Here is a 25,040-nt window from a genome sequence, read left to right on the forward strand (position 1 = left end):
AGAACTCGTAGAACAGCGCAGCTTGCGCTTCCTGCTTCGGTCCCATCATCGCCAATCCCTCCATCTAGGAAGAATTGAATCAGCAACTTAGGCTGCGATCAACAAAGAGTTTTTCAACGAAATAGGCTCAATTTGACTAATGCTGCTCGAAAGACCAATAGAGGCTATTGCGGCTGCGCACATAGAAATTGTTCATAGTCTTCAATCCAGCGCTTCTCACACCACGCACTTTCACCGAACCTTTCAATCTGCGAAAGCTCTCCTTTTTCCGTTAGGGAATTGGCCCATGGGACAATGCGTTTAGTTACGATCATTGCAAGCTTCCCGAGGTTTGAACTGACGCTGCGTGCGTCATCATCAGCGTATCCAAGAGTATGAATTGTCCACCGACCGGAGTTTTCGGGACGATAATTCAACTTTGCTGGACGCCAGCAAAGGAAATCATCAAAGGTCAACTTTCTCGGGCAATCCTCAACATATACTGGCTCCTTTGCCGGGTCATCACTGTCAATGGGACGCAAGAAAGTGTGTCGGAAGCAAATGACAGAGCGCGCGGTACCGGGTCTTGCCAGTCGTCCTCCCTGCCTCAATATGAGAAGTTCTCGATTACCTTGAACGTATCGCATCGACTGTCCTCGGCCAACAAAGCTAAATCCATGTGCGAGTAGCGGGTGAGCGAATTCCTTTTCGAATAGTTCCGTAAAATCTTGGGTATTCATAATAACGCGAGGGCCCGATGCCAGTAGTGGTGCTGGCACAGTTCTTAGCAGACGTTAAGCGTAAGGCCAACGAACGGCGGTAAAGTCCGGATACTGTTGAAAAAGTCATTGTTTTGGCGGGGTTGATGCTGAGCGAGAAGCAGGCCAGCTTCGTTCCGCTTCACGCTGGCGATGCTGCTGGGATCAATTTCGCCAGTTTCCGGAGGTTTTGGGCGGTTGCGGCGAGTTGGAACTGTTCATATGCACCTTTGGGTCCTCGCAGCCGCATCGTTGCGACGCCGATGTATCGTTTCAGATGGGCGAAGAGCATTTCGACCTTCCGCCTCTGGATGAACGAGGTCATGTAGGCGTCTGTTTTGCGGATATCGCGGGCGACATCTCGGGCAGCTTCATGTACGGAGCGCATGAGACGTCTCCCGTTGTCCTTCGGACAGCATTGAGGCTTCAGCGGGCATGCGTCGCAATCGTTCTTTGAAGCGCGGTATCTGATGAAGCCGTCTTTGCCACCATTTGCCTTTCGCGGCTTGGAGAAGTTTCTGCGATAGGTTTGCAGGCGCTTCCCGCTTGGGCAGGTGTAGCTGTCGGTTGCGGTATCGTAGATGAAGTCTTCGCGTGAGAAGGTGCCGTCGGTCCGTTTTGATTTGTCCCAGACCGGAATATGCGGGGCAATGCCCTGTTCCTCGACCAGCCAGCTCAGCATCTCTGCTGATCCGTAGCCCGTGTCGCCGACCAATTTGTCTGGTGTCATGTCGAAGCGATCAGCAATCCTATCGATCATGCGGCGCGCTGCAAAGGCCTCAGCGGTTCTGATTGGAACCGATGGCTCAACGTCAACGATTACCGCATTGTCCAAATCCACCGTGTAGTTAGTGGAATATGCAAAGAACGCGGCCCCACCGTCTGCCCCGGTCCAGCGGGCAGCAGGATCAACCAGTGAGATGTATTTTGGAACGACCTTGGTGGACGCGCCGAATGCGTTCGTTCATTCACTCGAACGCGTGGCGTTCATGACCTCACCATCCAGCGTTTCCAGATATTCGTCGATGACGCGGGCAGTCAGGTCCGGCGGCAAGCCTTCTTTGCTCTCGATCCCACGCGTCTGGTTCGCATTCGCAGGGATCAGGCTGGCATCGACACCAAAGCTGTGACCACCAACAAGTCCTTCATCAATGCAGCGCTGCAAGACGGTCTCAAACAGATGCCGGAATAAACCGCTTTCCCGGAAACGGCCGTGCCTGTCTTTGGAAAAGGTGGAATGATCAGGGATCGCATCCGCCAGATCGAGCCTGCAAAACCAACGATAGGCCAGATTGACATGCACCTCTTCGCAAAGCCGCCGCTCAGATCGGATGCCCATGCAATAGCCCAACAGCAACATCCGGATCATCAGTTCAGGATCAACCGATGGGCGACCGTGAGAACTGTAATATGGTGCTAACAACGGCCGCACATCGGTCAGATCCAAAAACCGATCAATCCCACGCATGACATGATCTTGCGGAACAAAATCTTCGATTGAGAACTCATAGAAAAGCGCGCCTTGTGCAATCTGCCTTGGACCCATCATCGCCATGTCCTCCACTCTCAAATCAAGTGAATCAGGACTGGATCATCAGATCAACGGACTTTTTCAACAGTATCTCCGCTCAGCCGACATTCCGCCTAAAACTCCCCCAAATACGCCACCACAATATCCAGCGCCGCTTGCAGGTCGTCCCGCTCGATCATCTCGGTCACCGTATGGATATACCGCGTCCCCACGACGATCCCGACCGCCCGTGCGCCTGCCGCCGCTTGCTGGGCTGCCGCCCCGTCTTGTCCGCCTGACGCCAGCATCGTCCGCTGGTAGGGAATCTTTTTCTTTATCGCGAGTGCTTCAATTTCCTTCACCAACGCCTTGTCTGCAATGAAGGAACTATCCCGCACATGCAGGCCAAAGCCTTTGCCTTGCGTCGTCGTCACGTCCTTGTCGGGGATGCCGGGGGTGTCGCAGGACAGCGTCACGTCGATGCCCAAACCGATGTCGGGTTTGATCGCAAAAGAGGATGTCCGCGCGCCGCGCAAGCCCACCTCTTCCTGGCTGGTGAAAGCCACGTGGATTTCCGCGCCGCGCCCTTTCTTGCCCAAATGCCGGATCGCTTCAATCCCCAGCCAACAGGCGATGCGGTTGTCGAGCGCTTTGGATACGAACTTGTCCCCCATCTCAAGAAAGGGTTCATCCATCACCACATAATCGCCGACCTTGACGATATCCTTGGCCGCCTTGCCCAGACCAAGGTCGATGAAGAATTCGCCCACCTGCGGGATTTTCTTGCGGTCCTCGGGGGTGGAAATGTGCACGGGCTTGCCTCCGGGGTTCATCACACCTTTGAAGTCGCCCTCATCGGTGCAGACCAGCACGCGGCGGGAAAACAGGTTGCGGGGGTCAAAGCCGCCCACGGGCACGACATAGAGAAAGCCGTTCTTGTCGATATGGCTGACCAGAAACCCGATCTCATCCATGTGACACAGCAGCATGATTTTGGGCGCGTCTTTCTTTTTGGCATCGCGGCGGCACAGAAGCGAGCCCATCGGATCGGTTTCGACAGCGTCAAAAAGCCCGTCAATCTCGGATGTGATCAGGGCGCGCACGCGTTCTTCGTGGCCCGGCACGCCGGGCATTTCGCAAAGACGTTTCAAAAGGTCAGTGTTCATCGGGTGCTCCTTGGTTGGGCATCTTTCTTATTCGTTCCACGCGTGCCGCCGATTATCCACATGAATCTTTGGCTGTATCGCTCTTATCCCCAAGAAATTGCTTTACAGCTAGGCCCCGTTCGGGCCACGATATGTAGTAGGGATTAAAGGTGAACAACACCGCCCCTAGAGCAGGCACCTAGCGCTTGGGCACTGCCATGACCCAAGCGCCAACGCAGTGAGGCCGAGCATATGGCATTGTCCGAACACTTCCCCGAGGCGGAGGATCTTCACCCGATTGATCTGGTGGAGCACATCGCAGAACACCACGCGTGGGAATTTGACCGCATCCATGACGATCAGATCGCAATGGCCGTCGAAGGCCAATGGCGCACCTATTCCATCACACTGGCCTGGTCCGCCTATGATGAGACGTTGCGCCTGATTTGTACCTTCGACATGGAGCCGCCCGAAGACCGGATGCCGGCCCTTTACGAGACCCTGAATGTGATCAACGACCGCTGCTGGGCGGGTGCCTTTACGTGGTGGGATGAGCAAAAACTGATGGTTTATCGCTATGGTCTGATGCTGACCGGTGATCAGGTCGCAGGACCAGATCAGATTGATACGATGATCGGTGCTGCCGTTGCTGCGTGTGAACAGTATTATCCAGCCTTGCAACTGGTCACCTGGACTGACCGGACGCCGGAAGACGCCGTGCAGGTAGCCATCGGCGGGGCTTACGGCCGGGCTTAGAGCCAGAACCCGAACCCAAAAGGCCGACCCCATTATGGGAGTCGGCCTTAGGAACAGGAAGGGTTTGCCTTCCTGTATTGGTTTGTTAGCTGTCGATATCGAAGTCGCGCTGGGCGACGGTCTGGCCGTCAACCTTGAGCAGGGCGATGACGTCGTTTGTGGCACGGGTGCCAAGGTTGACGCGGACATCAGCATTTGCACCGGCGTTGACCATCTCGGTGCCGAGCAGCGCACCAATTTCACCTTTGGAGAAGTCGTAGATTTCAACGGTGCCAGCAGCTTCAGCGCGGACAATGCCAAGCTCGAGGACAGAAGAACTGTCCAGACGCTCACCAAATTGGAAATAGCTGTCCGCAGATGCGGTAGATGCGGTTGCGGCAACAGTTGCGGCGACGAGTGCGATTGATTTGAAAGACATGGGTGTGTTCCTTTAGATTATGTGTTTGCAGCGGGAGAACTGCGGGAGAGAGGTGGGGCAGTGCGGGGGACATCGCACCGCCCCTCGGGGGATTAGCGGTTCACTTCGTAGTCGCGCTGGGCGACGGTCTGGCCGTCAACTTTCAGCAGGGCGATCACGTCCTGTGTGGGGCGGATGCCAAGGTTGACGCGGACGTCGGAATTGGCACCGGCGTTCACTGTCTCAGTGCCCAGCAGACGGCCAACTTCACCTTTGGAGAAGTCATAGATTTCCACGACGCCTGCGCCTTCAGCGCGGACCAAACCGAGGTCAACGATGGAAGAGCTTTCCACGCGGTCAGTGTATGCGAAGTAGCTGTCAGCAGATGCGACAGAAGCAGTGGCGGCGATAGTGGCGGCGATCAGTGCGATTGATTTGAGTGACATGGTTTTGTTCCTTTAGTTTAAATGTTGCGGCGTTCGTGATTGCCGCGGTTTGTGTGATTGTGCAGCGCTGTGATTGCTGCGTTTCGATGAGACAAAGATTGGGTATCCGGGGCCGTTCGGAAAGGCCGGGGGTGATCACGAAAAGGGTGATGAATGTGATCGCGTTTGGTGCTTGACATGAAGAATGTAGCTCTAAGGGGTCACTTCTGCGCATATACGCACAGAAACAGAGTCTGATCTGTGCGCCAATTGCCCCAGGGGCAGGCAAAACCGGATCAAAGACTTTTCAGCCGTTCACAGATTACAGTTTGGCGCATTTGTGTGAGGTCATATTGTTTCCACCCGCTCGCGCCCACGTGACACATGTGACACCAAATCCAAGCCTCTGCGGCGCCTGAGTGGCCAAAACAAAGGCGCGAATCTGCAAGCGCTGGACCAAAACATCTCTTTTCTCTCAGCCATCGTTTGTCTAGTCTTTCGAGACTTATCCGGGGAGGTGCATCCATGAATATGACCGATGTTGCTGAACGTGGGCTTGTCTTGCTGGGCTGCGGCAAGATGGGGTCTGCAATGCTGGAAGGTTGGCTACGTACCGGGCTGCCCGCCTCATCCGTTTGGGTGATTGACCCCAACCCGTCGGATTGGCTCAAAGAGCAGGGGGTACAGATCGGTGGCGCGCTGCCTGATCATCCTGCCGTTGCTATTATTGCTGTGAAGCCACAGATGATGGGGGCGGCGCTGCCGGATGTGAAAGTCTTGGGCAATGGCGAAACGCTTGTGATCTCAATTGCGGCGGGCACTTCGATTGCTACGTTTGAAGAGGTACTTGGCGCCCAGACCCCTTTGGTGCGCGCAATGCCGAATACGCCCGCTGCAATCGGGCGGGGGATCACGGCGCTGGTGGGCAATACGCAGGTGCGGGCGGATCACATGGATTTGGCCGAGGCGCTGTTGCTTTCTGTCGGTCAGACCGTCCGTCTTGAGGACGAAGCGCAGATGGATGCGGTCACTGCCGTGTCCGGGTCCGGTCCCGCTTACGTCTTTCACCTGATCGAGACATTGGCGGCGGCAGGTGAGGCCGAAGGGTTGCCCGCTGATCTCGCGATGCAATTGGCCAAGGCCACGGTTGGGGGTGCGGGTGAATTGGCAGAGGATGTTGATGAGACGCCCGCGCAATTGCGCATCAACGTGACCTCGCCCAATGGCACCACGCAGGCGGCGTTAGAGGTGTTGATGAATGAGGATACCGGATTTCCCCCATTGCTGCGCCGCGCTGTCGCTGCCGCCGCAAACCGGTCCCGCGAGTTGGCAAATGAGTGAGATTACCTTTGATGAGTTCCTGAAGGTCGATGTGCGCGTTGGCACCGTACTGCGTGCGGAACCTTATCCAGAGGCCCGCAAACCGGCGATCAAGCTTTGGATCGACTTCGGCGATGAGATTGGCGAAAAGAAAACCTCGGCTCAGATCACCGCGTATTATCACCCAGAGACACTTGTCGGACGTCAGGTCATGGCGGTCGTCAACTTCCCGCCCCGCCAGATTGGCAAATTCATGTCCGAGGTTCTGGTCCTTGGGATGCCTGATGAAAATGGTGAGGTTGTCCTGGTCGGCCCTGACCACAATGTGCCAATCGGAGGGCGCCTGCATTGAAGAAACTTCTGATTACCCGATTACTGCCTACGGCGAATATTGCGGCAGCCAAGGCACGCTATGACGTGACCGTGCGCGATACGGCCGAGGGCCTGACCGTGGATGAGGCGGCGTTGGCCTTGCGCGACTACGATGCCATTTTGCCCACTTTGGGCGATCAGTTCAGCGCCGATACCTTTGCCGGTGATATCCGCTGCGGTGTTCTGGCCAACTTTGGTGTCGGTTACAACCATATCGACACGCAAGCTGCGGCCAAAGCGGGTGTGGTTGTTTCCAATACCCCTGACGTTGTGACAGACGCCACCGCTGACATCGGTATGACCCTGATCCTGTCCACCTGCCGCCGCACAGGCGAGGGCGAGCGGTTGGTCAGGGCCGACAAATGGGATGGCTGGGGACCAACGCAGATGCTGGGGACCCATGTGACAGGCAAAACAGTCGGTATCGTCGGCATGGGCCGGATTGGGCAGGCGGTGGCGCGCCGCTGTCACTTTGGGTTTGAGATGCCGGTGCTGTACTTCAACCGCTCCAGGAAAACGGTCGATTTTCCGGCGACGCAGGTTGAAACGCTGTCCGACTTGATGGGCGCTTGCGATATCGTCGTTGTGACTGTGCCCGGCGGTGGCGACAATACGCATCTTATCGACGCCAAAGCGCTGGCTGCGATGAAGCCGACCGGTATTTTTGTCAATATCGCCCGCGGCGATGTGGTGGACGAGGATGCGCTGATCGCGGCCTTGCAGAAGGGCCAGATTGCCGGTGCGGGCCTTGATGTCTTTGCCAAAGAACCGATTGTGCCCGACGCATTTCGCGCGATGGAGAATGTCGTCCTGCTGCCGCATCTCGGCACAGCGGCGCTGGAAGTGCGCGAGGCGATGGGCCAAATGGCGCTGGATAATATCTTTGCATGGGATGATGGCCGTCCCTTGCCGCAAGCCGTGTAGTTATCTGGCAATATCCTGCGCGTGGCTTTCTGCCATGCATCATCGGGGTCATCTTGTGGTTGTTTAAGTGTTAACTTTGGCACTGAAGGAGAAACACATGATCACGCTTGATTTTACCGGCGATATGTCCCCCGCACGTCGCACCGTTTTTGAAAACGCCGCCCGGCGATGGGATGGCGTCGTGAATACCGGGTTTGACCCGCTTGACGTTGATGGCGACACGCTGACGGGTCTTTTGATCGAGGCGAGCATCGAACCAATTGATGGAGATGCGGGTGTTCTGGGCCAAGCGGGCCCGACAGTGCTGCGCGAAGATACCGGTCTACCCGTCAAAGGCGTTATGCAGTTTGACGACGCCGATATCGCGCGTCTTGAAGCTGAGGGCAGTTTTGCGGACGTGATCCTGCACGAGATGGCCCATGTGCTTGGCTTTGGTACTCTTTGGACGTTGAACGGGTTGATTGAAGCGACAGGCACCAACGATCCGCGCTTTAGTGGCCCTGCCTCAGTCCGTGAGTTTGCGGCGCTCGCGCCTGACGATGGCCCGCTTGTGCCAATTGCGAATACTGGCGGGGCCGGGACGCGGGAAGGGCATTGGCGTGAATTGATCTTTGGGGATGAGCTATTGACCGGATTTTTGTCGGGCGCAGATCGTCCGCTCAGCAGGCTGTCTATCGCGTCATTCGAAGACCTTGGCTATGCCGTTGATTATAACGCCGCTGATCCGTTTGTCCTGCCCAGCTTTCGCGAACTGGCGCTGATGGGGATCACCGAGGCCGTGCGGATTTGTGATCTGTGCCGGGTGGACAGGCCCGTGCCACGAACGGTGCCCTGCTAGCCGCGGCACATGACACAATGACGCAAACCCGAAGTCTGGTCCGCGGCGTTGTCTCGGTCTATACGAAGAACAAGATGCGCGGTTTTATTGCACTTTTCACACGCTTTTTCGTCGTTATCGCACTTGCCTTTGCGATGGCAGGTTCAAGTTTTGCGCACCGGATCGCACCGTCCGACATTGACGAAAGTCTGCTGGCTTATGTTGCGGCCGGTGGGGTGCTTGATGATCTGTGTGGCGCTGATGGTTATGGCGCTGGCAATGGCGAAACCTGTGACGCCTGCCGTCTGGTGGATAGCGCAGTTGCGCCAACGGCTGTGGCCACGACCCCGTCAGACGTTGACACCAGCCTTTTGCAGACCCGCAAACGCGTTTCGGTTAATCCGCTCATAGATGTCTCTAACCCTTCGTGTCCGGTGCGCGCGCCGCCTTTCGTTTGATCTGCTCCATCTGAATTGATCAAACAAACGCGGCCGGTAGACGACCGCACACTGGAGAACGACCATGAAATACGCCTCTTTTGCAGCCGCGGCTGCTCTTTGCACCTTTGCGTCCACCGCAACAGCCCATGAATTCAGAATCGGTGACCTTGTCGTCCATCATCCAATGGCTTTCGAAACCGCCTCCTCGGCCATGTCCGGCGGCGGCTATCTGTCGATCACGAACAACGGCGCACAGATGGAGCGGTTGATTGCTGTTGAGGCAGACTTTCCCCGCGTGATGCTGCACACGACCGAAATGAAGGATGATGTGGCACGCATGATGCACGTCGATGGCATTGAAATCCCGGCGGGCCAGACGGTGACGTTTGCTCCCGGTGGTTTGCATGTGATGTTCATGGGGCTGAACGGCGATCCATTTGAAGTTGGCGAAACGATCCCTGCAACGCTGATCTTTGAACAGGCGGGCGCGTTGGAGGTGGTCTTTAACGTCGAAGAACGCAGCACTGGTGGCGCCCCAGAGATGGACCACAGCAACCACGACATGACCAACTAAATCATTTTGAGGGCAGGGCGCGTTACGGTGCGTCCTGCCTGCATATTAGCCTGATTTCATCAGCCGGTCGGCTTTCTTGCGCACCAGCACGCTGCGCAAATCATGCATCGCCATCAGCAGCTGATCCGTGACTTCATCCAGCTGTGCATCAGTCGCCCTGGACTGCGCCCATTGGGCCGTCAGGTTCAGGTGATCCATCGCGCGATGGATATCGTCCATATCGCGCGCGGCCAGCACTGCCTGGCGGGTTTGCAGCCAGTCTTTTATCGCTGCTTCTTCGTGTTCGGACAGCGTGCTTTCACCGTGGGCTTTGTAATCGCCTCGGTTGGTATTGATGACGGCAATCTGATCCATCTCGATCCGCCGTTCGCGGTTTTCGGCATTGATCCGAAAGACAGCTGCTCCGTTATCGCGGACGCGAAAGTAAAGGTTTGGAAGCTCAGTCATGACAAACCTGCGCAGAATGTGATGATGCGTTGGCAGGCTTCTTTCAGGGCCTCATCAGACGTCGCATAGCTGACCCGGAAATTGGGGCTGAGCCCGAATGCCGCGCCAAAGACCACGGCGACGCCGGTTTCTTCTAAAAGTGCGGTCGCGAAGGTTTCATCATTGTCGATGACGATGCCCGCTGCTGACGTTTTGCCGATGCACCCCGCAATAGAGGGGTAGACATAGAATGCCCCCTCGGGCTTGGGGCAGACAATGCCGGGCGCTTTGTTCAACATCGACACAACCAGATCGCGGCGACGTTCAAACAGAACATTGTTTGGTGCAAGGAAATCCTGCGTGCCATTGAGCGCTTCAACAGCAGCGTATTGACTGACCGAACAGGGGTTGGATGTGGACTGTGACTGCACCTTGCGCATCGCCTTGATCAGCATCTCTGGCCCGGCGGCATAGCCGATCCGCCAGCCGGTCATCGCATAGGCTTTGGAGACGCCATTGACGGTCAGGGTGCGGTCGTAAAGCTGCGGTTCCACCTGTGCAGGCGTGCAGAATTTGAAATTGCCATAGGCCAGATGTTCGTACATGTCATCTGTCATGATCCACACATGCGGGTGGCGCAGCAGCACGTCGGTCAGTTCTTTCAGCTCGGACCAGCTGTAGCCTGCGCCGGTTGGATTGGACGGCGAATTGAAAAGGAACCACTTGGTGTTGGGTGTGATCGCCGCCTCAAGCTGGGCCGCGGTGATCTTGAAATTCGCCTCAAGCGAGGCTTCTACCGTGACCGGTGTTCCGCCTGCCAAAAGCACCATATCGGGGTAGCTGACCCAATACGGCGCAGGGATGATAACCTCGTCACCGGGGTTCAGGGTCGCCATGAAGGCATTGTAAAGAACCTGCTTACCGCCCGTGCCAACAGTGACTTGGGCGGGATCATAGGCGAGATCATTGTCGCGCTTGAATTTGGCGCAGATTGCTTTCTTCAACTCAGGAATACCGTCAACGGCTGTGTATTTCGTCTTGGCTGCCGCAATCGCGGCAACGGCAGCGTCTTTAATGTTTGCTGGCGTGTCAAAATCAGGCTCACCGGCGCCAAGGCCAATCACGTCGTGACCTGTGGCTTTCAATTCAGCCGCCTTGGCTGTGACTGCAATTGTCGGGGACGGTTTGACGCGGTTCAGTGTCGCAGAAAGAAATGTCATCTGAAGATCCGATGGTAAAAATGCAATGCCTGTGACATAGGACGGGGGCACAGCAATTGGCAAGCATCGAAGGACATTGGCATGGCGGACGATCAGGACTGGTTTGGCGCGGACACGGCTACTTTCGGCGATCGGTTGGCAGGCGCACGCGAAGCGGCTGGCCTCGATCAAAAGGGGTTGGCGGGCAAAATTGGCGTCAAACAGTCGGTTATTGCGGGATGGGAAAACGACCTGAAAGAACCCCGGGCGAACCGATTGCAGATGCTGTCGGGCATCTTGGGTGTTTCGATGACTTGGCTTTTGACAGGGGCCGGCGAAGGCCCGGATGCCCCCGATGATGATAGCCCGATGACTAGCGACATTGTGGATCTGCTTGCCGAAATGCGTGCGCTGCGCGCGCAAATCGTGCAGTCGGGCGAAAAGCTAGGGCGGCTGGAAAAGCGGCTGCGGACGGCGTTGAAGGACTGACATGGCGGAAACACGCGACACCATGATCAAGCGGCTGCGCATGCGGTCGATGCGACGTGGGATCAAGGAGATGGATTTGATCTTGTCGGCCTTTGCCGATGCACATTTGGCGGATTTCTCGGATGAGGCGCTGATGGTTTACGATCAACTCTTGTCCGAGAACGACCACGACATCTATGGCTGGGTCGGCGGCCAGCTCCCGACACCTGCAGCATATCTGGATCTGGTCACGCAAATCGCCACCGGTGCAGAAGGCGTCACACGGCCATCGTGATTAATCACAAGTTTTGCGCTTAACTGATTATTGTTTGTTTCGTTTTATCCCCATGGGGCGAACAGAATAACGGAGCAGTACAGTCATGAGCATTCATACCGATTTGGACGAAGGCAAGACGCCTGACAAGTCTGTGGCACGAAGCGCGGCTTTCATGGACTCGTATCTTGATGCGTTGAACCTGGTTGAGCGGCTGCACCGCCTATTGCTTGATGTGATCAAGGATGAGTTTGAGCGGGTTGGCCTGCTTGAAATCAATCCGGTGCAGGCGCTTTTGCTATTCAACGTTGGCGACAACGAGGTCACGGCGGGCGAGCTGAAGTCACGCGGCTATTATCAAGGGTCCAACGTGTCCTATAACCTGAAAAAACTCGTGGAGGCCGGTTACATGCACCACGAACGCAGTGAGATTGATCGCCGGTCCGTGCGGGTACGATTGACCGAAAAGGGGCGCGGCGTTCATGTTCTGGTCACGCGCCTGTTCCGTACCCACTCTGAAGGATTGATGGATCGCGGCGTGCTGGACCATGAAGGCGTTGAAGACATCACCACGGCCCTGCGCCGCGTGGAACGCTATTGGACAGAGCAGATCCGCTATATCTACTGAAGTGCAGGTATGCGGCAAAAGGGCCTTTTCTGGATATCACTGCTGAAAAGCCTTCGGCAGATTCTATATCTGGAAAAGTGTAGTTTACGAGGGTCACGGTTATGGTGGGTCGGCACGCTGGAGTGTCGGCCCATTCCTCTTTCTGGCACCCGTTATTGCCGTAGATCTGGCGCAACTTCGCCCATGACAAGACTGGCAAGTTCACGCATTAGCTTGCGCTCCATTGCAGCGGCATAGTCTTCAAACCCAAGGGCCACCTCGACGAAAGACCCGGATCCCCGAATCACGTAGGATGTGTAGTAAGATGACAGCTCTTTGATGTCGGCAAAGCGTTCATCATCGCCGCGTCTGTCGCCGGACCCGATGACCAATCCATTCACCACAACGCCATTCGGGGTCCGGTGTGCCCCGATATCCTGTGGGCGTGGGCCGGTGTTTGTTTGCCCATCCCCGGATAAGTCTAAGGTGCGTTTCCAGCATTCGGGGCGGTCATCCAGGAACGCAAAGCCCGCCAGCATTGCCGCACCAATCGCGGTTGTTGGGGCCGCTGTTGCGCGTCGGTGGCTGCGTAATTTGGCGGTGATCTGTGCCAAGTCATGTGCTGTCGCAATCGGAGTCCATTGCACCACAACTGTTTGATCAAACGGCCCGCTCCATTCATAAACCAGTATCTGCACTGGCGCGTCTGGTTGGATGAACAACACCTCTTGCACCCGCTCGCTATTCAATGCGGTCGCGAGCCCATCCAATTGCATCCGGTACTCAGTCGCATCAACCGAGCCGGAGACATCCAAACCTAAAGCAAGGGCCTGACGGCAAGCAGCCTCTGCCATCCCCGGCAGCACAAAAGCGAGAACCGCAAACCGGATCACCCGTCGGACCCACGCACAGCGTCCAACTGACCCACAGCCATGGCTGACAGTTCTTTCAAAAGCTTGCGCTCCATCGTTTCCGCATAATCATCAAAGTTCTTGGCAACCTCAACAAAGGCCAAAGGCCCCCGGATGACGTTTTCTTCGTAATATGTCACCAGATCGTCCAACGCTTCGCCGCTCACAATGTCACCGAAAAAGTTGCCGGACCCTACAACCAAGCCATTCACAGTCACACCGGTCGGTGTTTGGCTGTCCGGGATTTCTTCTGGCAGAGGCCCGGTATTGGTTTCGCCGTCGCCTGACAGGTCAAGCGTGCGGACCCAGCACTCAGGATGCTGCTCAAGGTATGCAAAACCGGCAAGCATGGCAGACCCCACCGCGGTGTTTGGTGCTGCCACACCACGGGTATGTGCACGCAAACGCGCCGTCACAGAGGCAAGATCATCCGGCGTCCTGATCGTGGTCCACGGTACAATCACCGTTTGGTTCACCGGGCCGCTCCATTCAAATACATGGATACGGATTGGTGCATCGGGCTGCAGGAACAGGATATCTTGAACAACGGGGGCGTTCAGGGCGGCGACAACGCCGTTCAGTTGCAACTTGTATTCGGAATCATCAACCGAGCTGGACACATCCAGACCAAGCGACAGCGCCTGACGGCAGGCTGCCTGCGCAAGCCCCGGCAAAAGCAAAAGAATGATACAAAGCCGGATCACCTTTGTGCGCCCTTTGCTGTTTCCGCCCGGCCAATAATCAGCGCCGTCAACTTGTGCACCCGCTTGCACCGCATCGCGTTTTCAGAATCTGCAAGCCGACACGCCATACCCAAAGCAGCCAGCAGGTCGAAGCAAGTGAGAAACCCCGCCTTTACCAATGGCCGGTGTTTTCCATGCTCGCCCACGGCTCGGCCGATGGCAGGTTGTCACCTTCCTGCAAAAGCTCGATCGAGATGTTGTCAGGCGAGCGCACAAAAGCCATATGTCCATCGCGTGGCGGGCGGTTGATGGTTACGCCGTTGTCCATCAGATGCTGGCAGGTTTCATAGATATTGGGCACACGGTAGGCGAGATGACCGAAATGGCGGCTGTCATCGGGCAGCGCATCATCACCATCCCAGTTGTACGTCAGCTCAACCGGGCATTCCTCTTGGCCCGGAGGGGCCATGAAAACAAGTGTAAAGCGTCCACCTTCGTGATCAAAACGTCGGGTTTCTTTCAGGCCCAGCAGTTCATAAAAGGCGATAGACTTCTCAAGGTCCTTCACGCGAACCATTGTGTGTAGATATTTCAGTGACATCGGTGTCTCCCACATTACGGTCATTTGGCAAGAGCCTAGCCGAAGGACCGCGACAGTAAATGCCCAATGCTTCAAATTGTCGATGTGCGGAAGACCAATGGCAGTCCCTAGGGGAATCGAACCCCTCTTTCCAGGTTGAAAACCTGGCGTCCTAACCGATAGACGAAGGGACCGCAGTTGGTGCGCCGCTTTTAGGGAAACCGGGCCGGGCGCGCAAGAGGGTTTTTTCGTTTTTTGCAGGTTGGCTTTAGTGGGCAGGGGCCGCGTCTTCGAGCCGCAATTGCACCGATTGTCGCCCCTGCCAGGTGTTGATTTCCAAACGGCCGGCCAGATGGAATCGCGCCCCGTTGTGGCCCATCAACATCGGCCCCATTGGCCCGTCCATCGCGCCAAAGCTGATCGCGTCAATCCGCCCGCCCAAACCATCGCCAAAGCTGATTTTCAGATGGTTTGCGCCCACCTGTTTAGCAAAGTGGATCTGACAGTCAGGAAAGGCAAATCGCGGGGCAGGGGCACCTGCGCCAAAAGGGCCGGCATCTTCGATCTGGTTGACCAGTTCGACAGTTGCGGCCCCCGGCATCAGGATACCGCTGATCTTCAGGTCCGCAGGCCCTATATCGGCCGCCCCTTGTTTGGCCAGCAAATCGCCCAGGCGCGCCATCGCGTCCTCTAGTTTGTCCCGCGCCACGGTCAGGCCCGCCGCCATCTTATGCCCGCCCCCTTTGATCAGCAGACCCTCATTTGCTGTGCGCTGGATCGCAGCGCCAAGGTCAATCCCTGAAACCGACCGCCCTGATCCTTTGCCCTCATCGCCTTCAAGACCGATGACGATGGCGGGTCGGTTGGTAGCCTCTTTCAGCCGCGCCGCAACGATACCAACAACGCCGGGATGCCACCCTTCGCCCGCTGCCCAGACCAACGGCCCATCCAATCCGCGGGCAGTGGCTTGTTCCAATGCCAGATCGCGGACCTGTGCTTCTACTTCGCGGCGGTCAGTGTTTAACGCGTCCAGCTTTGCCGCCAGCGCCTCGGCCTCGTTCCGATCTGTCGTCGATAATAAGCGCGCTCCCAGGTCAGCCTTGCCAATTCGCCCGCCCGCATTGATCCGTGGGCCGAGCAAAAACCCCAAATGATAGCTGGTCGGGGCTTGATCCAGCCCTGCGACATCCGCCAACGCAGTCAGCCCAATGCGGTTACGGCGCGCCATCACGGTCAGTCCTTGCCGCACAAAGGCGCGGTTGACCCCAATCAACGGGGCCACATCCGCAACGGTGGCCAGCCCCACCAAATCAAGCATTGCCATCAGGTCAGGGCCTTTCTGTCCCGCCTCCCGCAACTGCCGGTTCACATCGACCAGCATTAAAAACACAACAGCGGCCGCGCAAAGATGCGCCAGATCACCGCTTTCATCCTGCCGGTTGGGGTTCACCACCGCCACAGCATCCGGCAGTGTTTCGCCCCCAAGATGGTGGTCAAGCACAATGACATCGGCGCCAACCGCCGCGGCGATTGGCCCATGCGAGAGCGTGCCGCAATCAACACAGATGATCAGGTCGTGATCTGCGGCAAGTGCCGCCATCGCCTCATCGTTGGGGCCATAGCCTTCGTCAATGCGGTCGGGCACATAAAGCGTGGCCCGCAGCCCCATATCGCGCAACCACGTGAGTAGCAGGGCCGCTGATGTACCACCGTCGACGTCGTAATCGGCAAAAACAGCGATGCGTTCTTTGGTGTTCACCGCCTGTAGAAAACGCGCGGTCGCGCTGTCCATATCTTTCAGCACACGTGGATCAGGTAACTGATCACGCAGCGTTGGCGCGAGAAAGCTCTTGGCATTTTGCGCCGTCACACCGCGCCGGACCAGTATGCGGCAAAGCGGTGCCGCCAACCCGGTGTCCTGTGCCATCGCCTCGGACAGCCGGTCCTCTTCAGCGGTCGGGCCGATCCAGCGGCGTCCAGTTGCCGAGGAGGTAACATCCAAAAAAGCGGGTTTATCTGGTGTGTCGGTCATTGCCAGCCACAATATGCGGGAAGCGCTGTCTGCACCACAGCTACATTATCATCTTGCCCAAAAAACTCCCGCCAGAGGCTTCTGATCTATCCGACAGGGTTACGGTAAATCATGCGGCGCACCGATCCGGTCTTGGACCGCATCAAAATCGTTTCAGCCGTCACAAAGCCTACCTCGCGTTTGATCCCTGGCACCAGTGATCCGTCGGTCACACCGGTCGCGGCAAAGATCACGTCACCCGTCACCATATCATCGCGGGTATAAACCCGGTCAAAGTTCGTGATCCCGGCTTTCTTGGCACGTCCACGCTCATCATCATTGCGGAACATCAGACGGCCAAAGATCTGCCCGCCCATGCATTTCAGCGCGGCTGCGGCCAAAACACCTTCGGGCGCGCCGCCAGAGCCCATGTACATGTCGATGCCTGTCAGTTCAGGTTCCGCACAATGCATCACACCGGCCACATCGCCGTCAGTGATCAGGCGAATTGCGGCGCCCGTGCCGCGAATTTCCGCGATCATGTCTTCGTGGCGCGGACGTTCCAACACACAGACGGTAATGTCATTGGTTGAACATCCCTTGGCGGCCGCCAGCGCAGACACACGCTCGGCCGGGGACATATCAAGCGTCACGACGCCGGGACGAAAACCGGGGCCGATGGCCAGTTTATCCATATAAACGTCAGGGGCATGCAACATCGACCCGCGCGGTCCCATGGCGATGACGGCCAATGCATTCGGCATATCCTTGGCGGTCAGCGTCGTGCCTTCCAGTGGATCAAGTGCGATGTCCACGCCGGGACCTGTGCCTGTGCCAACCTCTTCGCCGATAAACAGCATCGGCGCTTCGTCGCGTTCGCCTTCGCCGATCACCACAACGCCTGCGATATCAAGGCGGTTCAACTGCGTGCGCATCGCGTCAACGGCGGCCTGATCAGCGGCTTTTTCGTCACCACGCCCAATCAGCGGCGTACAGGCAATAGCCGCCGCTTCTGACACGCGGGCCAGACCTAATGAGAGATTACGATCGTTAAAGTCGGTTGCGGCAGGCATGGTATTTTCCTTTAGTGGCTGCGCACCCCTAAAGCCTGTCCAAGCCCGGGCGGCAAGACTGTTTGCGCTAAACCGCCTCGATCCGGATTGCGACGGGGTCACCTGTGACAACACCGGTGGCTTTGAAGTCGACCAAAGCCTCTTCCAATGCAGTGCGCGTTGTTTTGTGTGTGACAATCAGAACCGGGGCTGTTGTGTCCGAGTGATCGTATTGGCGCATACGGTCGATAGAAATACCTGCTTCGCCCAAAGCATGTGCGACTTTGGCCAAAGCGCCCGGTTTGTCGATCAACTGCATTCGCAGGTAATAGGGGGCTGGCACAGCGGCACGTGCCGCACGTGCCTTGCGCAATGTGTTAGCCGGTTGGCCGAAGGTCGAAACGCGCAAGCCCCGCGCAATGTCCATTACATCACCCATCACAGCACTTGCTGTCGGGCCTTCACCGGCACCGGGGCCGCGCAATACGATCTGGCTGACGGCATCGCCTTCCAGCACCACCATATTGGTGCCGCCCTGCAATTGGCCCAGCGGCGATGTGTCCGGCACAAGGCAAGGCGACATGCGCTGTTCCAGCCCGCGACCTGTCATCTGTGCGACGCCCAGCAGTTTGATCTTATAGCCCATGTCAGCCGCTTGATGGATGTCTTCGATCGTGACCGATCCGATACCTTCCAGTTCAACCGCATCAAAATCGACCTGTGTGCCAAAGGCGATTGATGCCAAAAGGGCCAGCTTGTGTCCGGCATCAATACCGCCCACGTCCAATTCGGGGTCCGCTTCGAGATAGCCAAGCTGGTTGGCCTCATCGAATACTGCTTCATAGCTGAGCCCTGCATCTTCCATCCGGGTGAGGATGTAATTGCAGCTTCCGTTCATCACACCCATCACGCGGGTGATTTCATTGCCTGCAAGACCTTCGGTCAGCGATTTGACGACAGGTATACCGCCTGCGACAGCGGCCTCAAACCGGATCACGCGACCTTTGTCTTCGGCGGCTTCGGCCAGCGCTTGCCCGTGGATCGCCAAAAGCGCCTTGTTCGCGCTGACGACATCCTTGCCCGCAGCAATCGCGGCCTCGGTCGCATCTTTGGCCGGGCCTTCGTGACCGCCCATGACCTCGATGAACACATCAATATCGCTGCGTTTCGCTAGTTTCACGGGGTCGTCTTCCCATTCGTAGCTCGACAAATCCACATCACGGTTCTTGGTTTTGGAACGGGCAGAGACCGCCACGATCTGAACCTCGCGACCGGCGCGCCGGGCCAGCAGGTCTATGTGTTTTTGCGCAATGCGCACGATACCCACACCTACGGTGCCCAGTCCTGCAATTCCAAGGCGAAGAGGTGTCGTCATTTGCGTATGTCCATCGTTGCGAATTATCCTGCCGGGTCTAGCGAAAGCGCGGGGTTACTGCAACGCGCCGATTTCAATCTTGCGGATGCGGGCCGCTCGCGCTTGAAGCGCCTCAATGCGCGCCAGCATCGTGGCTTCATTTCCACTGCCGGTTGCGGGCCGAACGGGAATTTCGCTCAACGCGGGGTAGGGCGCGTCGCGCGCGGCATCGCTAATGGTTCCCTCCAACTCTGGAAAGCTGGCACAGGCGGATAGCATAAGGGCAAAAGGCAACAGGGTTCGCATGGTCGTCACACTAACGGTGAGTATCAGGAGTGGGCAACCGCTGATCAGGGGTTTCCATATGAACAAGCGTTCAGTTAAATGGCTGTTATGGCACGTAAGCAAGGCTCACACTCAGATATTACCGGACCAAAGGTACGTGATGCCGCTTTGCGGTTGATTGCACGGCATGGCTATGCGGCCGTTTCCATGCGCCAGATCGCGGCAGAGGTCGGGATACAGGCCGGTGCGCTTTATAACTACACGCCCGACAAGCAAACGCTGCTGTTTGATCTGATGAAAGGTCATATGACCGATCTGCTGTGCGCGCTGGATGATGCCGATCTGAAAGGCACGGCTTTGGCGCGGCTGGAGGGGTTTACCCGGTTTCATATTCAATTTCACCTGCCGAAACCGGATCAAGTCTTTGTCTCATATATGGAATTGCGCAATCTATCCGAGGAAAACTTTGCTGCCATCGAAGTGATGCGCAGACAATACGAGGACGCATTGGAAAGTATCCTGCGGGCCGGAGAGGCCGAGGGTGTCTTTGCCATTGCAGACACGCGGGTGACGACGATGGCCCTGATCGCGATGCTCACCGGCATCGGCAACTGGTACCGTGCAGGTGGGCGGCTTAAGACCGACACAATCACGGCGATCTACTGGGATATGGTGCGGCGCTCGGTCACCGCCTAGGCAATTTGCCTGCGGTACGCTAAGGCGGTTCGAAAGATGGAGACGACGAACATGTTTGAGCCTGATGAAAACGGCGTTTATGCGCGGGTGCAGGCCTCGCCGCCGCGCCGGATCTTCGCTTATGGGGTTCAATTCGGTTTGGGCGCGCTACTGGTCTACGTCACCTTGGTGCAACCGCCTGCGCTGCTTTGGATGATCTTCATGCTGGGGTTTGGCATTCTGATGCTATGGCAGGCCGAGCGTTTGCGCAGGGCAACCACACATATCATCGAGTTGACTGAAGATGAGTTGCGCGACAGCGCAGGCACAGTGCTTGCGCGCATCGAAGATGTGCGCAGTGTCGAGCGGGGGGCCTTTGCATTCAAACCATCAAACGGTTTTACGCTGGTGTTGCACACCAAAAAGCCCCGGGCGTGGTTGCCGGGGCTTTGGTGGCGCTTTGGGCGCCGTGTCGGTGTGGGCGGTGTGACGAACGCGGGTCAGTCCAAGTTCATGGCGGAACAGATCGCGCTGCGGATTAAGTGATAGTTAGTTTAGAAGGTTCCCGCTTGACCCGCAAAGCTCGTCACTGTCAACGTTAGTATTAGGATCAAAGCACAGCCTACCGATACGTGGCCGAATTACAGTGAAGGTATCAAACTTGATGCTATCGAGATTTGTGCCGGGCATAGGCCCCAGACCGACCGAAAACGGTGCGTTATAGTCGACAAAAGTCTCCACAAGAATCGCATGATCAATGGTGTTCATTTTCGGCAATCGATCTTTAATTTTCAATAGATCGGTATTTTTAAGCTCATCAAGACCATCAACTGGGCGAACATCTGACCAAACGACGCGGTAGGAGGTATCATCCGAACTATATTCATAAACGGTGACCCGCAAATCCGGCGCGACCTCTTCGTAGGTCAGAACCTCCAAAACTTCCAACGCACTATCCATGTAGGTTTTCGTGATTGGCGTCTCTTCGCGGCTGAGCATTTCGGCAACTACCAATGATGCGCGGTTTGCGTTCGATTCAACCCGAAATATGTCAAAGTAAACGTAAGTCGACAAAACCACCCAGACTATAATCGGGGTTACAAGGACAAGCTCGATCGCCATCGACCCGTCTTCCTCATCGCGGAAACGGCGCGCACATTCAGCCAAACGTATCATACACCGTCTTCCTCTTCTTCCTCATTCGCGCGGAACGGTTCAACCACAAATGCGCCCCTCGAAACCAGAGCATAAGACCCTCCAGCATTTGTAGAGGAGTTGCCGTCTACAACCGCACGACCGATTAAGCCGTAAATTGGTGATGTAATAAAAGGGTCAATCCGCACGCAGGCAAGCAGGAACATCAACTGGTTGTTGCCTGTCGGATCAATTGTTCCGGGGTCACGGTCAAGATCGCCGCGATTGACGCAACGCACACCCTCAGGCACCGCAGTCCAATTGGTCGGGTCTCGCTGCAACAACTCGATCTCCAATTGGCGCAAGCAGTCAGGGATACCGCCGGCAACTTCACAGATGCGTTCGCGCAGCGACTCGCGGGTCGGATTAGGCATTGAGCCAATTCTTACGTCGCGCACCGCGGTCTCAACACCGCGCTCCAACATCACGTGACGGGTTGAAATCATCCCGCTTTCGTATGTCATGAGAAACATGCCAAAGAAAACAGGGAAGACAATCACGAATTCTAGCGATGTCGTTCCTGCTTCGTCTTTGACAAATTGCCGCCAAAACGCATTTATTGAGCTTACAGCGCGCATCATAGGTTCAGCCGCAATGCTTTGATGCGTTGAGCGATGGTCTGGAAGATCTCGTCTATCCCCGGCTCACCCGCTGCGCTGTTAAAGTTGGTGGCGAATGCATATGAGGGCTGCGATGCACATTTTGCGATCTGATCTGCGCCATCACCAGCACCCATTGCAATGGTATAGATGCTCATCTTGGGCTTTGCTGCGTCGCAGAGAGTCTCCATCCAAGTATTAAACTGGGTGTTTGAACCCCACAAACGCGTGTAGTTTTCCGGTTCGTCATTGGTCGGCAAATTCTCAGCGACCCAGTAATCCAACGGATAATCCTTCCAACGCTCCCGCTCTTCATAGCTATCATAAGCGTCAGCTGCGACCCGTTGATCGGCCTGGTTCTGACCATCGGTCATAACGATCAGATACTTCACTGTGTCGCCACTATACTCGGATGGGCGTGACCCCCGAAAGGCGTCATCAATGCTATCGATACCAGCAAGGACCGGACGTAGATCCGGGTCAAGCAACGAAATGCCCCATTTTACACCCAAATGGATCGAGGTGAATGTCGTCGGGCGGAACAGACCGATGCGGCGCTTCAACTCGTTTACGTCTTGTGACGCAAGCAAGATGGTTTCAAACTCCTGATCTGGACACACAGGGCGTGTAACGGTTGATGTGCCGGAACCACTATAGTGATCAAAGCGCTCAACCTGGTTGTATCGTTTGCTGAGATCAAATTCGACGTCGACAAAGTCGGCTTCTTCAAAGTCGATACAACGGCTTGGGTTGACGTTAACGAGTTCATTGTTTGCCCAACTGATGTCGATAGGTGCATCAGGATCGTCTGGCAGTGTCGCATACCCGTCAGTAATCGATCCAAAAGAACTACCGATCAAGCCACTTTCGCTGATTGAATCCGGCGTTGTACGCAGGGCTTTGTACAAATCATCGCTCAACGCTACCTGCTGAGAATATGGGATTAGGTTGATGGAAATTTGATTGCGGTATTCCGCGACCAACATGTCTTCAACAAAATCAGAGGCCGCTTTCTGCAAAAGCTCGATCTTCGTTCGCCGGACCCTTGTCGTCACAACATCGCCATTTTCGTCTATTACAGGCTCGCCGTTTCCGTCCACAACAGCCTCATCAACCCAAACCTTGTGCCGCATGGAACCCGAGATATCGAGCACCAAAGAAATCTCGACGTTACCTACGCCTTGCACAGCACGAGAACTCGCCGGCGCTGAAAGTGTGTCAATTCCGACGAGGTGCAGATAAAATGTCTTTACATCAATCTGTGAGTTCACACTCACTTCGCTGTTACCTGTACCAGGTTCTTTGTCTACAACGGGCGTACCGACGATTGCTTCGGGAAAGCCTGCCTTGTCAAAGTAATCCACAATGACTTGTTTACCATCCAGCGTTTGATCGAGGCTCGCTGCCGACAACACCGCCCGGTCAGAAACACTCTGCAGCAGGGCGCGACGCGACTCAAAACGCATGAAGTCCACCGCCATACCGGCGATGACCAACATCGCAATGAGCAAAACAATGGTCATAATGATAATGCCGCCTTCTTCGTCGCGACAAAACTTCCTCAAAACCGCGCGGCGCGATTTATCCCACTTTTCGTCCCAAGTCTCTAGCTTGCTCATCCGGTCGTTAGAGTGCAGCATATTCAAGTCCCCAATCGGTTATTCGTCGCAGCAGACAGATCTTGCGCCCAAAAAAGCACATGTAATCGGTATCATAGGAACCATCATCCTGTGTCAAAAATTTGGCGACGAATAGGCGGCTGCGGCCATTAACCTTGTTTCAGTGCCATATTCGGGCAATTTTGGCACTACTGTTTGAAATTGCGAAACAAAAATACCCTGCGCAAAGCCAATAAAAACAGCTTATTCATGTTCCGTTTAACTTCAATGGCGGGAATGTGCCGATCAGACGAATCACTGACCATTTCGGGCTGCCCCTATGTGCGCCCGATCAAGAAAGTCGCCCGCTGTCGCTGCTTTGTCGAAAAGAGAACATGCATCTGAACCGGGCTGTTGCTAGTCTTGGCGGTGACCAAAGGGGATGCGGTATGGGATACTCCGGTTTTCGGGTGATCAAAGAGGGGTTATTCGGCCAGACCGGTTGGAAGCCGGTATGGCGCGATCCTGAGCCAAAGGCGGAGTACGACGCAATCATTATCGGTGGCGGCGGACACGGGCTTTCGACCGCGTTCTATCTTGCCAAAGAACACGGCATGACCAACATCGCGGTTCTTGAAAAGGGGTATATCGGGGGTGGCAACGTTGGTCGCAACACGACCATCGTACGCGCAAACTACTTTTTGCCCGGCAACTCCGAATTCTACTCCCATTCCCTGAAGATGTGGGAAGGGATGGAGCAAGAACTGAACTACAACGTGATGCATTCGCAGCGTGGTCTCATAAATCTGTTTCATTCCGACGGTCAGCGCGACGCCTTTGCGCGGCGCGGCAACGCGATGATCAATCAAGGTGACGATGCGATCCTGCTGGATCGCGATGGCGTCCGCGAACATCTGCCCTATCTTGATTTCGACAATATCCGCTTTCCGATCTACGGCGGGCTCTATCATCCGCGCGGCGGTACGGCCCGGCATGATGCCGTGGCGTGGGGCTATGCCCGCGGTGCCGACCAGCGCGGCGTTGATATCATCCAGAATTGCGAAGTCACGGGCATCGACATTGAAGGTGGCGTTGTCAAAGGGGTCCAGACAACACGCGGCGCGATCAAAGCCAAGAAGGTGGGCATCGTAGTGGCGGGCCGCTCGGGTCAGGTCGCCGCGATGGCAGGGATGCGGTTGCCGATTGAAAGTCACGTTTTGCAGGCCTTCGTGACCGAGGGGCTGAAACCCGTGATCGACCATGTGGTCAGCTTTGGCATGGGTCACTTCTACATCAGCCAGTCCGACAAGGGTGGTCTCGTTTTTGGCGGCGACATTGATTTTTACAGCTCTTACGCCGCGCGGGGAAACCTGCCGATGAAAGAGCATGTGATGGATGCGGCGATGACGCTGATGCCGATGATCGGCAAGGCGAAGGTGCTGCGGTCATGGGGCGGCATCATGGATATGACACCCGATGGGTCGCCCATTATCGACAAGACACCGACCGAGGGGCTCTTTATCGACTGCGGCTGGTGTTACGGCGGGTTTAAGGCGGTGCCGGGGTCGGGCTTCAGCTTTGCGCATCTCATGGCAACGGGAAATCATCACGACGCCGCGGCGAAGTTCCGGTTGGATCGGTTCCGCTCGGGCGTTGGGCTGATGGATGAAGAGGGCACCGGCTCTCAGCACAATTTGCACTAGGAAA

Annotated in this window: 28 protein-coding genes, 1 tRNA gene and 1 pseudogene; 13 read left to right on the plus strand and 17 right to left on the minus strand. The window is 56.2% G+C overall.

All coding sequences use genetic code 11. The annotated features are described in order from the left end of the window. Window positions 1-879: 879 nt before the first annotated feature. Together MWU60_RS18800 and MWU60_RS18805 are read right to left on the minus strand one after the other, a co-directional pair. Window positions 880-2,286 (minus strand): annotated as a pseudogene (locus MWU60_RS18800) (IS1182 family transposase). 95 nt (window positions 2,287-2,381) lie between these two features. Further along, window positions 2,382-3,413 carry a M20/M25/M40 family metallo-hydrolase gene (locus tag MWU60_RS18805; RefSeq protein ID WP_247228976.1) on the minus strand — a complete coding sequence of 344 codons (1,032 nt, stop codon included), beginning with the start codon at window positions 3,411-3,413 and terminating at the stop codon, window positions 2,382-2,384. A gap of 231 nt (window positions 3,414-3,644) precedes the next feature. Here MWU60_RS18805 and MWU60_RS18810 point away from each other — a divergent pair, with 231 nt between their 5' ends. Next, window positions 3,645-4,148 (plus strand): YbjN domain-containing protein, encoded by a 504-nt coding sequence (locus tag MWU60_RS18810; protein ID WP_247228977.1) that lies wholly within the window; start codon window positions 3,645-3,647, stop codon window positions 4,146-4,148. 85 nt (window positions 4,149-4,233) lie between these two features. On the opposite strand, the gene MWU60_RS18815 is transcribed toward MWU60_RS18810, so the two are convergent. Both MWU60_RS18815 and MWU60_RS18820 read right to left on the minus strand, forming a co-directional pair. After that, window positions 4,234-4,566: a hypothetical protein gene (locus tag MWU60_RS18815; protein WP_247228978.1), complete on the minus strand. Its 333-nt coding sequence runs from the start codon at window positions 4,564-4,566 to the stop codon at window positions 4,234-4,236. 92 nt (window positions 4,567-4,658) lie between these two features. Next, a complete protein-coding gene (locus MWU60_RS18820; protein ID WP_247228979.1) occupies window positions 4,659-4,991 on the minus strand; it encodes a hypothetical protein in 333 nt (110 codons plus the stop codon). A 504-nt stretch (window positions 4,992-5,495) separates the two neighbouring features. On the opposite strand from MWU60_RS18820, the gene proC reads away from it, so the two are divergent. From proC to MWU60_RS18850, 6 genes are all read left to right on the plus strand, one after another. Then, the gene (gene proC / locus MWU60_RS18825) at window positions 5,496-6,311 is read left to right on the plus strand and encodes a pyrroline-5-carboxylate reductase (protein ID WP_247228980.1); all 816 of its coding nucleotides are present in this window, start codon (window positions 5,496-5,498) and stop codon (window positions 6,309-6,311) included. Further along, window positions 6,304-6,642: a tRNA-binding protein gene (locus MWU60_RS18830; RefSeq protein WP_247228981.1), complete on the plus strand. Its 339-nt coding sequence runs from the start codon at window positions 6,304-6,306 to the stop codon at window positions 6,640-6,642. The genes proC and MWU60_RS18830 overlap by 8 nt, the downstream gene beginning before the upstream one ends. Next, the gene (locus tag MWU60_RS18835; RefSeq protein ID WP_247228982.1) at window positions 6,639-7,586 is read left to right on the plus strand and encodes a D-glycerate dehydrogenase; all 948 of its coding nucleotides are present in this window, start codon (window positions 6,639-6,641) and stop codon (window positions 7,584-7,586) included. Before MWU60_RS18830 ends, MWU60_RS18835 begins: the two co-directional genes overlap by 4 nt. Before the next feature lie 97 nt (window positions 7,587-7,683). Then, window positions 7,684-8,424 (plus strand): leishmanolysin, encoded by a 741-nt coding sequence (locus MWU60_RS18840; RefSeq protein WP_247228983.1) that lies wholly within the window; start codon window positions 7,684-7,686, stop codon window positions 8,422-8,424. Window positions 8,425-8,441: 17 nt separating this feature from the next. Further along, on the plus strand, window positions 8,442-8,861 hold the full coding sequence (locus MWU60_RS18845; protein ID WP_247228984.1) for a hypothetical protein: 420 nt from the start codon (window positions 8,442-8,444) through the stop codon (window positions 8,859-8,861). Between the two features lie 64 nt (window positions 8,862-8,925). Next, the gene (locus MWU60_RS18850) at window positions 8,926-9,417 is read left to right on the plus strand and encodes a copper chaperone PCu(A)C (RefSeq protein ID WP_247228985.1); all 492 of its coding nucleotides are present in this window, start codon (window positions 8,926-8,928) and stop codon (window positions 9,415-9,417) included. A 45-nt stretch (window positions 9,418-9,462) separates the two neighbouring features. Here the strand turns inward: MWU60_RS18850 and MWU60_RS18855 are convergent, their stop codons facing one another. Then, window positions 9,463-9,864: a hypothetical protein gene (locus MWU60_RS18855; RefSeq protein ID WP_247228986.1), complete on the minus strand. Its 402-nt coding sequence runs from the start codon at window positions 9,862-9,864 to the stop codon at window positions 9,463-9,465. Next, window positions 9,861-11,063 (minus strand): pyridoxal phosphate-dependent aminotransferase, encoded by a 1,203-nt coding sequence (locus tag MWU60_RS18860; RefSeq protein ID WP_247228987.1) that lies wholly within the window; start codon window positions 11,061-11,063, stop codon window positions 9,861-9,863. Before MWU60_RS18860 ends, MWU60_RS18855 begins: the two co-directional genes overlap by 4 nt. A gap of 81 nt (window positions 11,064-11,144) precedes the next feature. Here MWU60_RS18860 and MWU60_RS18865 point away from each other — a divergent pair, with 81 nt between their 5' ends. From MWU60_RS18865 to MWU60_RS18875, 3 genes are all read left to right on the plus strand, one after another. Then, complete coding sequence (locus tag MWU60_RS18865; RefSeq protein WP_247228988.1) at window positions 11,145-11,531, plus strand: helix-turn-helix domain-containing protein; 387 nt, start codon at window positions 11,145-11,147, stop codon at window positions 11,529-11,531. Between the two features lies 1 nt (window position 11,532). Continuing rightward, the gene (locus MWU60_RS18870) at window positions 11,533-11,805 is read left to right on the plus strand and encodes a succinate dehydrogenase assembly factor 2 (protein WP_247228989.1); all 273 of its coding nucleotides are present in this window, start codon (window positions 11,533-11,535) and stop codon (window positions 11,803-11,805) included. An 85-nt stretch (window positions 11,806-11,890) separates the two neighbouring features. Next, the gene (locus MWU60_RS18875; protein ID WP_348644711.1) at window positions 11,891-12,412 is read left to right on the plus strand and encodes a MarR family transcriptional regulator; all 522 of its coding nucleotides are present in this window, start codon (window positions 11,891-11,893) and stop codon (window positions 12,410-12,412) included. 152 nt (window positions 12,413-12,564) lie between these two features. Here MWU60_RS18875 and MWU60_RS18880 read toward each other — a convergent pair whose 3' ends face one another. From MWU60_RS18880 to MWU60_RS18915, 8 genes are all read right to left on the minus strand, one after another. Next, the gene (locus MWU60_RS18880) at window positions 12,565-13,284 is read right to left on the minus strand and encodes a DUF1194 domain-containing protein (RefSeq protein WP_247228990.1); all 720 of its coding nucleotides are present in this window, start codon (window positions 13,282-13,284) and stop codon (window positions 12,565-12,567) included. Then, on the minus strand, window positions 13,281-14,075 hold the full coding sequence (locus MWU60_RS18885) for a DUF1194 domain-containing protein (RefSeq protein ID WP_247228991.1): 795 nt from the start codon (window positions 14,073-14,075) through the stop codon (window positions 13,281-13,283). The genes MWU60_RS18880 and MWU60_RS18885 overlap by 4 nt, the downstream gene beginning before the upstream one ends. 82 nt (window positions 14,076-14,157) lie before the next feature. Beyond that, window positions 14,158-14,586, minus strand: a complete 429-nt coding sequence (locus MWU60_RS18890) for a VOC family protein (RefSeq protein WP_247228992.1) — start codon at window positions 14,584-14,586, stop codon at window positions 14,158-14,160. A 98-nt stretch (window positions 14,587-14,684) separates the two neighbouring features. Then, window positions 14,685-14,759 (minus strand) — tRNA-Glu (locus MWU60_RS18895). Window positions 14,760-14,833: 74 nt separating this feature from the next. Then, complete coding sequence (gene recJ / locus MWU60_RS18900) at window positions 14,834-16,597, minus strand: single-stranded-DNA-specific exonuclease RecJ (RefSeq protein WP_247228993.1); 1,764 nt, start codon at window positions 16,595-16,597, stop codon at window positions 14,834-14,836. Window positions 16,598-16,683: 86 nt separating this feature from the next. Then, the gene (glpX, locus tag MWU60_RS18905; RefSeq protein ID WP_247228994.1) at window positions 16,684-17,649 is read right to left on the minus strand and encodes a class II fructose-bisphosphatase; all 966 of its coding nucleotides are present in this window, start codon (window positions 17,647-17,649) and stop codon (window positions 16,684-16,686) included. 67 nt (window positions 17,650-17,716) lie between these two features. Next, entirely contained in the window at window positions 17,717-19,003 is a 1,287-nt protein-coding gene (locus MWU60_RS18910) for a homoserine dehydrogenase (RefSeq protein WP_247228995.1), read from the minus strand. 54 nt (window positions 19,004-19,057) lie between these two features. Further along, the gene (locus MWU60_RS18915; protein WP_247228996.1) at window positions 19,058-19,288 is read right to left on the minus strand and encodes a hypothetical protein; all 231 of its coding nucleotides are present in this window, start codon (window positions 19,286-19,288) and stop codon (window positions 19,058-19,060) included. An 87-nt stretch (window positions 19,289-19,375) separates the two neighbouring features. Here MWU60_RS18915 and MWU60_RS18920 point away from each other — a divergent pair, with 87 nt between their 5' ends. Continuing rightward, on the plus strand, window positions 19,376-19,963 hold the full coding sequence (locus tag MWU60_RS18920) for a TetR/AcrR family transcriptional regulator (protein ID WP_247228997.1): 588 nt from the start codon (window positions 19,376-19,378) through the stop codon (window positions 19,961-19,963). A 36-nt stretch (window positions 19,964-19,999) separates the two neighbouring features. Next, the gene (locus MWU60_RS18925) at window positions 20,000-20,488 is read left to right on the plus strand and encodes a hypothetical protein (RefSeq protein WP_247228998.1); all 489 of its coding nucleotides are present in this window, start codon (window positions 20,000-20,002) and stop codon (window positions 20,486-20,488) included. 3 nt (window positions 20,489-20,491) lie between these two features. On the opposite strand, the gene MWU60_RS18930 is transcribed toward MWU60_RS18925, so the two are convergent. From MWU60_RS18930 to MWU60_RS18940, 3 genes are read right to left on the minus strand one after another with little or no spacing between them, the layout of a single operon-like run. After that, a complete protein-coding gene (locus tag MWU60_RS18930; RefSeq protein WP_247228999.1) occupies window positions 20,492-21,118 on the minus strand; it encodes a hypothetical protein in 627 nt (208 codons plus the stop codon). Then, complete coding sequence (locus tag MWU60_RS18935) at window positions 21,115-21,717, minus strand: TadE/TadG family type IV pilus assembly protein (protein WP_247229000.1); 603 nt, start codon at window positions 21,715-21,717, stop codon at window positions 21,115-21,117. The genes MWU60_RS18930 and MWU60_RS18935 overlap by 4 nt, the downstream gene beginning before the upstream one ends. Beyond that, complete coding sequence (locus MWU60_RS18940) at window positions 21,714-23,354, minus strand: TadE/TadG family type IV pilus assembly protein (RefSeq protein ID WP_247229001.1); 1,641 nt, start codon at window positions 23,352-23,354, stop codon at window positions 21,714-21,716. The genes MWU60_RS18935 and MWU60_RS18940 overlap by 4 nt, the downstream gene beginning before the upstream one ends. Window positions 23,355-23,782: 428 nt before the next feature. On the opposite strand from MWU60_RS18940, the gene MWU60_RS18945 reads away from it, so the two are divergent. Next, a complete protein-coding gene (locus MWU60_RS18945; protein ID WP_247229002.1) occupies window positions 23,783-25,036 on the plus strand; it encodes a sarcosine oxidase subunit beta family protein in 1,254 nt (417 codons plus the stop codon). The last annotated feature ends 4 nt before the right edge of the window (window positions 25,037-25,040 follow it).

Origin of the sequence: Yoonia sp. F2084L, from assembly GCF_023015625.1 — a bacterium.
Classification (GTDB): domain Bacteria; phylum Pseudomonadota; class Alphaproteobacteria; order Rhodobacterales; family Rhodobacteraceae; genus Yoonia.